The 11074-nt window shown below is 57.3% G+C and carries 10 protein-coding genes; 4 read left to right on the forward strand and 6 right to left on the reverse strand.

Annotated elements, in window-relative coordinates; all coding sequences use genetic code 11:
• Positions 1–53: 53 nt before the first annotated feature.
• The 6 genes from CJ255_RS01455 to CJ255_RS01480 form a co-directional block, all read right to left on the reverse strand.
• On the reverse strand, positions 54–1934 hold the full coding sequence (locus tag CJ255_RS01455) for a peptidoglycan D,D-transpeptidase FtsI family protein (protein WP_097642309.1): 1881 nt from the start codon (positions 1932–1934) through the stop codon (positions 54–56).
• Positions 1927–2340, reverse strand: coding sequence for a hypothetical protein (locus CJ255_RS01460; protein ID WP_097642310.1), 414 nt, complete (start codon positions 2338–2340; stop codon positions 1927–1929). The genes CJ255_RS01455 and CJ255_RS01460 overlap by 8 nt, the downstream gene beginning before the upstream one ends.
• Positions 2341–2343: 3 nt before the next feature.
• A complete protein-coding gene (gene rsmH / locus CJ255_RS01465; protein WP_097642329.1) occupies positions 2344–3291 on the reverse strand; it encodes a 16S rRNA (cytosine(1402)-N(4))-methyltransferase RsmH in 948 nt (315 codons plus the stop codon).
• 3 nt (positions 3292–3294) lie between these two features.
• Complete coding sequence (mraZ, locus tag CJ255_RS01470) at positions 3295–3738, reverse strand: division/cell wall cluster transcriptional repressor MraZ (protein WP_245863108.1); 444 nt, start codon at positions 3736–3738, stop codon at positions 3295–3297.
• A gap of 294 nt (positions 3739–4032) precedes the next feature.
• Entirely contained in the window at positions 4033–5253 is a 1221-nt protein-coding gene (locus tag CJ255_RS01475) for a metallophosphoesterase family protein (protein ID WP_097642313.1), read from the reverse strand.
• Between the two features lie 22 nt (positions 5254–5275).
• Complete coding sequence (locus tag CJ255_RS01480; protein WP_097642314.1) at positions 5276–5842, reverse strand: YIP1 family protein; 567 nt, start codon at positions 5840–5842, stop codon at positions 5276–5278.
• 303 nt (positions 5843–6145) lie between these two features.
• Here CJ255_RS01480 and CJ255_RS01485 point away from each other — a divergent pair, with 303 nt between their 5' ends.
• From CJ255_RS01485 to CJ255_RS01500, 4 genes are all read left to right on the forward strand, one after another.
• Positions 6146–7306 (forward strand): cysteine desulfurase family protein, encoded by a 1161-nt coding sequence (locus CJ255_RS01485; protein ID WP_097642315.1) that lies wholly within the window; start codon positions 6146–6148, stop codon positions 7304–7306.
• 18 nt (positions 7307–7324) lie between these two features.
• A complete protein-coding gene (gene ettA / locus CJ255_RS01490; RefSeq protein WP_097642316.1) occupies positions 7325–8998 on the forward strand; it encodes an energy-dependent translational throttle protein EttA in 1674 nt (557 codons plus the stop codon).
• A gap of 165 nt (positions 8999–9163) precedes the next feature.
• Complete coding sequence (locus tag CJ255_RS01495; RefSeq protein WP_097642317.1) at positions 9164–9742, forward strand: Uma2 family endonuclease; 579 nt, start codon at positions 9164–9166, stop codon at positions 9740–9742.
• Complete coding sequence (locus CJ255_RS01500) at positions 9739–10908, forward strand: DarT ssDNA thymidine ADP-ribosyltransferase family protein (RefSeq protein WP_097642318.1); 1170 nt, start codon at positions 9739–9741, stop codon at positions 10906–10908. The genes CJ255_RS01495 and CJ255_RS01500 overlap by 4 nt, the downstream gene beginning before the upstream one ends.
• Positions 10909–11074: the final 166 nt, after the last annotated feature.

Here is an 11074-nt window from a genome sequence, read left to right on the forward strand (position 1 = left end):
TTGACGGCTGCGCCGTCAACACGAACGAACAAAGAATCAAGATTGACATGCGCCTAAGGCCGGGCTTGGGACTGGGCTTGGCCCGGACTAAAGAGGTTCGGATCGGGCGCAATGCGCTCATAGCGCATCAATTCGTCCATAATGCGATAAAAGACCGGAATAGCCGTCGCTACGCCCCAGATGTCATCCTTGGGGCGATCAATCTTGACCAAGACCGCAAATTGGGCCTCTTCAGCCGGGCCAAAACCGAGGACGGAACCAATGGTATATTGTGGATCATAGCCCCCTCCGGGCAATGGAATGCTCGATGTGCCCGTCTTGGCCCCAATCTGGTAGCCAGGAACAAGCCATTGATCCGCATAGCTGCCCGTGCGTGGCCCCCAGACCACCGGGGCATAGTGGTTGGCTGAGTGAACCATCATGCGCCGGATCGTCCAAGCTACCCCTGGTTCGATGGGCCGTCCGGCCTCAACCGGCTCGGTTGCCACACACACAGCACCTTCGCAGCGCTGTTCAATGATATAGGGCCGCATCAGGATGCCATCGTTGGCAATTGCCGCCGCCGCCACCACCAGTTGCAGGGGGGTCACGGAAATACCCTGACCATAGGCATTGGTGAGGAAGGTGAGATCGTTATAGTTGGGGCCACCCCAGGCATTCACGATGCCTTGCTCTTCGCCCGCCAGTTCGATGCCGGTAGGGCGGCCAAAGCCAAAGTCCGCAATGCTCTGGTAGAAGGCTTCAGGGCCGGTAAGTTCATTGAGCAGCAGGGCACCCACATTGCTAGAGTAGTACATGATCCCTGCCGAGTCGAGCATGCCATTACCGGCAGCATTCCAGTTCTTCAGGGTAAAGCCGTGGCGTGCAATCACCCCGGTATCGTGTACCAGCGTATCGGCACTAAAGGCGCGGCTCTGCAACCCCGCCGCCACGGTGAACATCTTGAAGGTACTGCCTGGCTCATAGAGATCACTAATCGCCGGGTTGCGCCCATAGACTTCGGGGGGGTAGGCGGTGTAGTTGTTGGGATCAAAGGGCGGCCATGAGGCCATGCCACGCACGGCACCGGTCTGCACATCAAGCACAATGATCGAACCACCATCAGCGCGGTGGCGCTCGACTGCACTATGCAGTTCATGTTCAACGAGGTACTGAATCCGTGGATCAATGGTTGTCTGAAGCTGCACTCCATCACGCGGAGGCACTTCACGCATTGGTGCAATCGCAATCGGGCGCTGGAGACTATCAAATTCGCCTTCGCGCACCCCTGGAACGCCTTTGAGGGCACTATTGAAGAAGCCTTCAATCCCACTAATCCCATCACCATTATGGTTGACGGTACCAATAAGTTGGGCGGCGAAACTACCTTGAGGATAGACGCGATGGGGATCATACTCAAGGCGCAAGCCTGGTTCTGCAAGGGCCGCAATCTGGTTGGCGACTTCGGGTTCGAGCCAACGAGCCACGCGCACCCAGTAGCGATCACGGGCCGTGAGGGCCGCCTCAAGTTCTTGTGGTGAACGCTGCACCAGTGCTGAGAGCGAGAGTGCTAAGGCGGGCACCCGCTCGGCCTGCACTTCACCCGGCACCACCCAGAGGCTCTTGCGATCCACATCCATCGCCAACACATTGCCCATACGGTCGGTAATGGCCCCGCGTGTGGGCGCAATGGGCAGTTGCAGTTCAATCAGGTGCTCGGCCTTTTGGCTCAATTCCGCATGGCGCACAACTTGAAGCTCAACCACGCGCACCAGCACCATACCCAAGAGGAACATCCCAAACAAGAGCAGCCCATGAATACGCCAACGCTCCAAGCGCACCTGTTTTGGTGCGCTGGTGCCACGGGCACTGACCCGTGGTTGCGGCGGATTTGGGATCCGCAGCTTGCCAAGCAGAGGCGTGCGGATGCGGCGTTGCTGCTCGCTCCTACTCATTATGCAAGCCTCCACGCCAGACGGGAGCATTAGCGGCCATCATGCCGGGCGGAGACTGCACTTGCGGCAGACTCAAGTAGCGCACCTGGTCGGGCTGCACGGGGCGCAAGCCCAACTGTTCAGCCTGGTAGCGCACCCGATCCAGCGATTGAGCACGGGCTTGGCGTTCAAGCAGAATGGTACGCTCACGCAGCAGTTGGGTCTTCTCCGCTTCCAAACGCGCAATCGCATACCCTCGCGTCGCCACCGCCCCGGTCTGCAACAGCACAATTAGGCTCATCAGGCTCAGAATGGCAACTAAGCCCAACAGGTAGCGACTTCCCTCCAAGCGCAGGTAGTGCGGCAACTCTAGGCGGCGGGCGCGCGCCCCGGCAATCGGCGACATTCGCTGTGTATTGACGGCCATGCGTTACTCCATACTGAGGGTCTCTATACAACGTTCAGCGACACGCAGTTTGGCACTACGCGCACGAGGGTTGTGGGCCACTTCTGCGGCAGTGGCCTCTACGGGCTTTTTGGTGATGATGCGCAGTTGGGGAGGAAGGGGATTGGCGCTTCCGCCATAGCCCGATACTGCACGAAAGTAGTGTTTGACAATGCGATCTTCCAGCGAGTGGAAACTGATTACGGCCAAGCGCCCACCGGGACGCAGCAGGGTCACTGCTTGAGGCAAAGCGGCCTCAAGCTGATCCAGTTCAGCATTGACGGCGATGCGCAGCGCTTGGAAGGTACGGGTAGCCGGATGGATCCGCTCGCGCCCGCCTCGCCCCAGCGCACGCGCCACCAGTGCGGCCAATTCAGCCGTGGTACGCAGCGGTGCCTGGCGTCGTTGGGCCACAATCTGGCGCGCAATGCGCCGTGAAGCGCGCTCTTCACCATAGCGATAGATCAGATCAGCCAGCACCGTCTCCTCCAGATCATTAACCAGATCAGCCGCCGTAGGGCCACAGGTCGGGTCAAGGCGCATATCCAACGGGCCATCATTGGTAAAACTAAAACCACGGGCCGGGGTGTCGAGTTGATGCGAAGAGACCCCAAGGTCAAGCAGGATGCCATCTACCTGCTGCACACCATCTTGGTGGGCAATATGGGCCAACTGAGCAAAGGGAGCATGGTGAAGTCGAAAGCTCTCTGGGGGGAGGCCGGCTGCCAAGAGGCGGGCTTGAGCCGCCACGAGGGCCGCCGGATCGGCATCAAGGCCCAAGAGCCTGCCAGCGGGTTGGGCCGCCTGCAGAATAGCCTGAGCATGGCCCCCACCACCGAGCGTACCATCAAGGTAGACCCCGCCAGGTTGGGGCTGCAACGCCTCCAATACGGCATCAAGCAGGACTGGAACATGGTGAAACGCCTCTGACACCAACTAAATCCCCAGATCGGCCATCTGCTCGGCAATGGCCGCTCCACTACCATTCAACTCCTCCTGGAGCGCACGCCAGCGTTGGCCCGACCAGAGCTCAAAGTAGGTATTCATCCCGGTGATCAAGACCTCCTCGCTCAACCCAGCATATTCGCGCAGACCTTGGGGGATAAGAATACGCCCCTGGCGATCCACTTCAACTTCAGTCGCAGGAGCAAAGATCAGACGCCGCATGGTGCGTGCTTGCGGGCTTCCCAGGGGCAAGCGGTCAATCTTGAACGCCAGTTGCTCCCAGAGCGGCTTGGGAAAGGCTTGAAGACACGGCTCAAAGCCTTTGGTGACGATAAACCCCTCAGCAAGCTCCTCACGAAAGCGGGCGGGGATGGCAACACGGCCCTTGTCATCTATGGAGTGTTCAAACTCGCCCAGAAACACTGACCGCTCCATTGACAGACATTTTTAATTGAACGTCTGTGCTAATTCCCCACTTTTCCCCACTTTCCCCCACCGCGAAGGCCATTATATACCACTTCCCCCCCCATTTCAAGCCTTCTGCGCGGGGGTATCTCCCAAATGAGCCATTGTTCATAAAATGTAATCTTTTACACTTTGGAACCAGAATGGCGTTGATTTGCGGGTATGATTATGTTAAGAACGCAAGTTCTGTAAAAAAGGGGTAGGGCGAGGAACTAGGTTCCTCGCCCTACCCCATACGTATGGCGCTACGCCTACCGGCGGGGGTTACGTTAGTAGTTCATCGGTGGCGCTCAAGAGGGCGTTAATGCGTTCGGGGGCAAGTGGCGGCTGTTTGCTGTTGAGGTAGAGTTCTAGGGCACGGCGTGGCGTTAGGCCATCGAGTAGTTCTTGCTCCATACCGGCTAGGCGTCTACGCCCACTGCGTTCGACATGGACGTTGATCGCGGCGATATAGAAAGCCCCGGCGGCTTCCAAGAGTTCGCGGATGCGCTCTTCGCGCAGGTTCGGCACCTGTTCGCGTTCGGCGCGTAGCTCGACGCGCACTACCGCTTCGTGCAGATCGTGGCGGCCAATCAGGATGCGTACCTGTTCAAGCGGATCGCTGCTGGCACGCACATCTTTCTCGATGCTCACAAAGGGGCGTGCTGGCAAGGCATGGAACTGCCACGTCGCGCGCCCGCCCGTGATTTCCACCATCACGCAGCCCTTGGGTTCATCGCGCTCGCCAAAGTCTACCCGCTCGATGCTGCCCGGATAGACCATGGGCGGATCGTGGCTGAGGGCCTGATGTTTGTGGATGTGGCCCATTGCGACATAGGCAACCCCTGGTTGAGCCATGAGCGAACGGGGCAGCACAAGGTCTTGGCCAAGAGTCATGCTGCGTTCCGCACCAAGCTGGGCGCCATCAAGGCTGCCGTGGAAGGCAATCAGGGCAGGATAGGCCGGATCGAGGCGTTGGGCGGCATCTACGACAAACGCCTCCAGCCGTCGGCGTACTTCATACTCAATGCTCGCAAAATTGGCCCCACGCATCTCCTCGCGGGTCATCAGGCTATGGCGCGTCACCCAAGGCAGCGCAATAATCTGAATGATCCCGGCGGGCGTCTCGATCTGATGGAGCCGCGGACGGTCGGCAATGGTTACCCCCTCAACCCCCAAGGCCGCAAAAATCTCGACCGAATGGGCGCGGCCTAGGGCGGGCGAGATGTCGTGGTTGCCCGTAAGAATAAAGACCGGCACACCCGCCGAACGCAGACGATAGATGCGCCGCGCAAACTCACGCTGGTGGGTCGGATTAGGCGTGCGATTCTTATAAATATCGCCCGCAATCAGCACCAGATCAACACCCGCGTCCAACGCGAGGGCCAGCGCAGCATCAAGGCGGGCGAGGTAGTCGTTGAAGCGCGAATGTAAGCCCGTGGCCGCATCAATCCGTCCATAGTTCTCGACCCCCAGGTGCAGGTCGGCAAGATGCAGAATCCGCATACGAAGAGCCTTATACCAACATTTAGAAGATCGAAAAGACAATGAACATGATCACGAGTGTACCAATGTAAGAAAGCACCAACGTAAGCAGCGCTTGGGTGCGATCAAACAGGTTCATGCTCGACTGCACCGCAATGTAGGCGTAGTAGACCTGAAAAACCAGGACAATCAGACGAACAAAGAAGCCAAGTAGGGCTACGATCAGGTTAAGCAGGGGAATCCATGCGAAAAAGCTAACAATGAGGCTAATCAGGGCACTCACCACGATCAGTGGAGCAATGAAGAGCGAAAAGGTATAGGCCACTTCGTCCCATGTGCCGGTACCAGCATACATCTTCTTGCCCACGAAATAGACCATGCCGGTAAAGACGAAGAACTGGATGAGCGCCGCGATGAAGCCGGTAATGAAGCCACCGAAGCCCCCAACGAGGCCGAGGAGCCCGGAGATAAAGGCAGCGATGCCCACATAGATGGCCGCTTCTTTCATCGTGCCGTGCTGTTCGTAGCGTTCAAAGGTTGAAACACCTGGGTGCAGTATAACGTCACGGCTCTGGTTGATCATTTCGGGCAGTGATGATTGTTTCATCATGGTTGGTAGTATCCCTTAGACTATACGTGTGAGGCTATGCCTCCCATCTGCACGACGTTTAGGGCAGCAGCACCCCCGTCGTCTCTCCCCATTATACGGGGCATGTCTAGTCTGTGTTGCGTATTGTTTTACACAAGTGGCCGCTTTTATCCCACACTATCCCACATATATCCCACATGAATCCCCCATTGCAATGGGTTAGACATATGTTCTGTTTTGTATATACTGTGCGATGGGCGGTGTTAAGGATTTTTGGCACTTACGTTCTATATGTGAACTCATGAGTTGTAGTATACTGCTGCAATGAACAAACGGATCGTCTATCTTGATCATGCGGCGACGACGCCGCTCGCTCCGGAGGTATTGGAGGTGATGCTGCCCTATTTTTCGCTCCAAGCGGGCAATCCCTCTAGTATTCATCAGTTGGGGCGGGCTGCGCTGCATGCGCTTGATGATGCGCGTGAGCAGGTGGCGCTGGTGTTGGGCTGTACGCGCCGTGAGGTAATCTTCACGAGTGGTGGGAGTGAAGGGGCTAATTTGGCGCTCAAGGGTGTGGCGCTGGCCCAACGAGCGCGTGGGCGCGGTGCCCATTTGATTGTGAGTGCGATTGAACACCATGCGGTACTGCATGCCGCTGAGGCGCTGCAAACGCTTGGCTTTGAGTTGACGCTGCTGCCAGTGGATCGCAATGGTCTGGTGCAACCAAGCGATCTGCAAACTGCGCTACGCCCCGATACGGTGTTGGTTTCGGTGATGTATGCCAACAATGAAGTGGGTAGTATCCAGCCCATTCCTGCATTGGGTGCCATCTGTAGAGCGGCGGGGGTGTTCTTCCACAGCGATGCGGTGCAGGCGGCGGGGGCGCTGCCACTTGATGTGGAGACGCTCCATGTCGATCTGCTCAGCCTCACGGGGCATAAGTGCTATGGCCCCAAAGGGGTCGGGGTGCTCTATGCCCGCCGGGGCATTCCGTTGCAGCCACAGATCAATGGAGGCGGTCAAGAGCGCCGTCGTCGCGCCGGAACCGAGAATGTGCCTGGAATTGTGGGCTTCGCTGCGGCCCTCAGCCAAGCCGAGGCGCAACGGGGCGCAGCGAGCCAGCGCCTGAGCCACCTGCGCGACCACCTGATCACCAAGGTGCTTGGCACCATTCCAGACAGTTGGCTCAATGGCGACCCAACGCAGCGCTTGCCCAACAATGCCAACCTGGGCTTCGCCGGGATCGAAGGTGAGAGCCTGCTGCTGCTGCTCGACCAAGTGGGCATCTGCGCCAGCAGTGGCTCGGCGTGTACCTCCGGCTCGCTCGAACCCTCCCATGTGCTGGTCGCTATGGGCTTGACGCCCGAAGCGGCCAATGGCTCGGTGCGCTTCACCCTGGGCCAAACGACCACGAGCGACGAAGTTGCCTATCTGCTTGAGGTTCTGCCGCCGATGATTGCGCGCCTGCGCGAGGTGAGCCAATAGCTGCTTAAGGAGTTTTGAGTGACAGATACCAAAATCATCTATTCCATGATCCGCGTCGGGAAGGTCATTCCGCCTAAGCGCGAAATTCTTAAGAATATTAGCCTCTCCTATTTCTACGGGGCAAAGATTGGTGTGATTGGGGCTAATGGTTCGGGTAAGAGTACGCTGCTTCGCATTATGGCTGGCATTGATCGGGATTTTAATGGCGAAACCACGATGTCGCCCGGTTTTACGATTGGCATGCTGGAGCAGGAGCCCCATTTGGAGGCGGGTAAGACGGTGCGCGAAGTGGTGGAAGAGGGCGTTGCCCAGACCGCTGCGCTACTGCGGCGCTTCGATGAGATCAATGAGCTCTTTGCAGCCCCCGATGCCGACTATGATGCGCTGTTGGCCGAACAGGCGCAGGTGCAGGAACAGATTGACCATTTGGATGCCTGGGATCTCGACAACAAGCTTGATCTGGCGATGGATGCGCTGCGCTGTCCGCCGAGCGACGCGCAGGTGGAGGTGCTGTCGGGGGGCGAGCGGCGGCGGGTAGCACTCTGCCGTCTGCTCTTGCAGACGCCCGACATCCTGCTGCTTGATGAGCCAACCAACCACCTTGATGCCGAGTCGGTCGCTTGGCTCGAACGCCACCTCCAGGAGTATAAAGGCACGGTGATCGCCGTGACCCACGACCGCCACTTTCTCAACAATGTTGCGGGCTGGATTCTGGAGCTTGAGCGCGGCCACGGGATTCCGTGGCGCGGCAACTATGCCAGTTGGCTGGAGCAGAAGAAGCAGAAGTTGGCCAGCGATGAGAAGAGCGAGAGTCAGCGCCAGAAGGCGCTCCAGCGCGAGTTGGACTGGGTGAACATGGCACCCAAAGGCCGCCACGCCAAATCGAAGGCACGCCTGAGCGCCTACGAGAAGCTGCTCAACGAGAGCCAAGAGCAGCAGGATCGCAACCTTGAGATCTTCATTCCGCCCGGCCCGCGCCTCGGTGATGTGGTGGTCAAAGCAAACAATGTGAGCAAAGCGTATGGCGACAAGCTGCTCTATGAAGCAATGACCTTCGAGTTGCCGCCTGGTGGCATCGTCGGCGTAATTGGGCCCAACGGTGCAGGCAAAACCACCCTCTTCCGCATGATTGTCGGCCAAGAGCAGCCCGATAGCGGCAGTCTCACCATTGGCTCTACGGTGACGTTGGGCTATGTGGACCAGAGCCGCGACGTTCTCGACCCGCAAAAGAGCGTTTGGGAGACGATTAGCGCAGGCAACGAAGTGTTGGTCTTAGGCAACCGCCAGATCAACTCGCGGGCCTACTGTGCGCGCTTCAACTTTACTGGTTCTGATCAGCAGAAACTGGTAGGCACCCTCTCGGGCGGCGAGCGCAACCGCGTCCATTTGGCGCGCATCCTCAAATCGGGGGCCAACCTGCTGCTGCTCGACGAGCCGACGAACGATTTGGATGTACACACCCTGCGGGCGCTCGAAGAGGGGCTTGAGAGCTTCGCCGGTTGCGCCGTGATCATCTCGCACGACCGCTGGTTCTTGGATCGGGTAGCGACCCACATTCTCGCCTTCGAGAATGACAGCCAGGTGGTCTGGTTCCCTGGAAGCTACTCAGAGTACGAAGCGGACTACCACAAGCGCAAGGGCAGCGCAGCGGATCAGCCCCACCGGGTGGTGTATAAGAAGTTGGTGCGTTGATAGAGTTTTTGCAGAGATGCAGAGGATTGCACCACAGAGACACAGAGAACACAGAGAGATGTAGGGCATGGACAGCACCATTGTTGGGCATTCTCTCCGTTTCAACCTCTGTGCTCTCCGTGCCTCTGTGGTGCAATCCTCGGTACTTCTTTTCGGAGTTACACGATGACCGCCCAAGCCAAACCAGAGGTAAGCGTTGAAGCCTACCTAGCCACCGAGCGCACCAGCACTGAGCGCCATGAATACTATGCGGGGGCAGTCTACGCGATGGCGGGGGGCAGTGCGCGCCACAACCGGATCGCGGGTAGCACCTATGCGGCACTCTATGCCCAATTGCGCCAGCGTGATTGCAACGTCTACCCCAGTGATATGCGCGTCAAAATCGCAGCAACAGGTCTCTATACCTACCCAGACATCACTGTTGTCTGTGGCACGGAGGCGTTTGAAGACAGCAGCGAAGATACCTTGCTCAATCCTAGTGTCATCATCGAGGTTCTTTCGCCTTCGACCGAGAAGTATGATCGGGGCAAAAAATTTCAACACTATCGCAGCATTTTGTCGCTACGTGAATACCTGCTCATTGCCCAAGACGCCTACCATATTGAACAGTTCGTGCGTCAAAGTGGCGACACATGGCTCTTTGCAGAAGCGCATGGCCGTGATGCAACCTTGGTTTTGCCTACGCTTCAGTGTAGCTTGCAGTTAGCCGAGATCTACGAAAAGGTAACGCTGGAGGTGCCATGAAAAAACCGCAGATCAGAGGGCTCTACTATATTACGCACATCAACAACCTACCCTCAATCTTAGAACACGGCATCCTCTCGCATGCAGCGGTTGTGGCCCAACGGCATGCCTCTACACCGATCTATGACAGCCAGATTGTGACCAACCGCCAGCAACGTAAGACTCCTGATGGGCGCAGTCTTTGGGAGTTTGCCAATGTCTATTTTCAGGCGCGCAATCCGATGCTCTACCGGGTCATTCAAGGCCAAAAGCAATCAATTGCGGTACTGCATCTGCGTCCGGATCTGCTGCGTGAACCCAACATTTTTGTGACCACGGGCAATGCAGCGAGCCAGCCCACCGCCATCCTACCTGTCGAAGCAGGACTTGAGCAGCTTCGGCAGATGTGGAACATCGTTACCAGTGAGTGGTGGAAAGAAGAAGACGGTTCCAAGCGCAAGATCATGGCCGAATGTCTTGTGCCGGATCGCATTCCGCCCCATTTCATTGACACCATCTATGTGGCGCATCATGCGGCAGCACAGCAGGTCAAGGCGCTGATTGCGCCAGCCAAGCTTGCGGTTGTTCCAGAACCACATATGTTTTTTCAGCCTCGTCAGATCCATAAAATTACCGAAAAACTTAATCTTTTTGAAGGTGATATGTTCTTCTCTCAGATGCAAACACTTACCATCAGTGTCAACACCGTAGGCATAATGGGCAAAGGGTTGGCTTCGCGCACCAAATACCAATTTCCTGATGTGTATGTCTACTACGAAGATCTCTGCCGCAAAAAGATTCTGACCATGGGCCAACCAGCGATCTACAAGCGTGAAGGCCACCTTGATCAACAACTTGCCGACGAGCCTACGGGGTTATCAGAGCTCAATTCTAACAAGTGGTTCCTGCTCTTTCCCACCAAACGGCACTGGCGCGAAGGTTCGGATCTGGCCGGGATCGAGCAGGGCTTGCAATGGGTCGTAGCAGCCTACGAGCGGGAAGGCATCAGATCATTGGCACTGCCCGCACTCGGTTGTGGCCTCGGTGGGCTGCCATGGCAGGATGTCGGGCCACTCATGTGCCGCTACCTCGCCCAACTCCCCATCCAAGTGAGCATCTATCTTCCCAGAGAGCAGGTGATACCAGCGCACGCGAAGCAAGCGGAGTTTTTATTGGGTAGCCTTTAGGGATGGTTTCAGAAACGCGCTTTCAGCTTTACTGTCGTAGTGCCGACTTTAGTCGGCATCCCATCGCTTCCAAAGACCTCAGCCGACTAATGGTGTTCCAGTAAATAATCCGGTATAATAACTCGCAGAAGTGTCAAGCCTTTCTGAGGAGGTTCTCATGCCTGCA

It is taken from the genome of Candidatus Viridilinea mediisalina, assembly GCF_002532535.1.
GTDB classification, from domain to species: domain Bacteria; phylum Chloroflexota; class Chloroflexia; order Chloroflexales; family Chloroflexaceae; genus Viridilinea; species Viridilinea mediisalina.

Coding starts and splice junctions, on each gene's coding strand:
- CJ255_RS01455 (WP_097642309.1), bottom strand. CDS start 1,934: ATGAGTAGGAGCGAGCAGCAACGCCGCATCCGCACGCCTCTGCTTGGC.
- CJ255_RS01460 (WP_097642310.1), bottom strand. CDS start 2,340: ATGGCCGTCAATACACAGCGAATGTCGCCGATTGCCGGGGCGCGCGCC.
- mraZ (WP_245863108.1), bottom strand. CDS start 3,738: ATGGAGCGGTCAGTGTTTCTGGGCGAGTTTGAACACTCCATAGATGAC.
- CJ255_RS01475 (WP_097642313.1), bottom strand. CDS start 5,253: ATGCGGATTCTGCATCTTGCCGACCTGCACCTGGGGGTCGAGAACTAT.
- CJ255_RS01480 (WP_097642314.1), bottom strand. CDS start 5,842: ATGATGAAACAATCATCACTGCCCGAAATGATCAACCAGAGCCGTGAC.
- CJ255_RS01485 (WP_097642315.1), top strand. CDS start 6,146: ATGAACAAACGGATCGTCTATCTTGATCATGCGGCGACGACGCCGCTC.
- CJ255_RS01495 (WP_097642317.1), top strand. CDS start 9,164: ATGACCGCCCAAGCCAAACCAGAGGTAAGCGTTGAAGCCTACCTAGCC.
- CJ255_RS01500 (WP_097642318.1), top strand. CDS start 9,739: ATGAAAAAACCGCAGATCAGAGGGCTCTACTATATTACGCACATCAAC.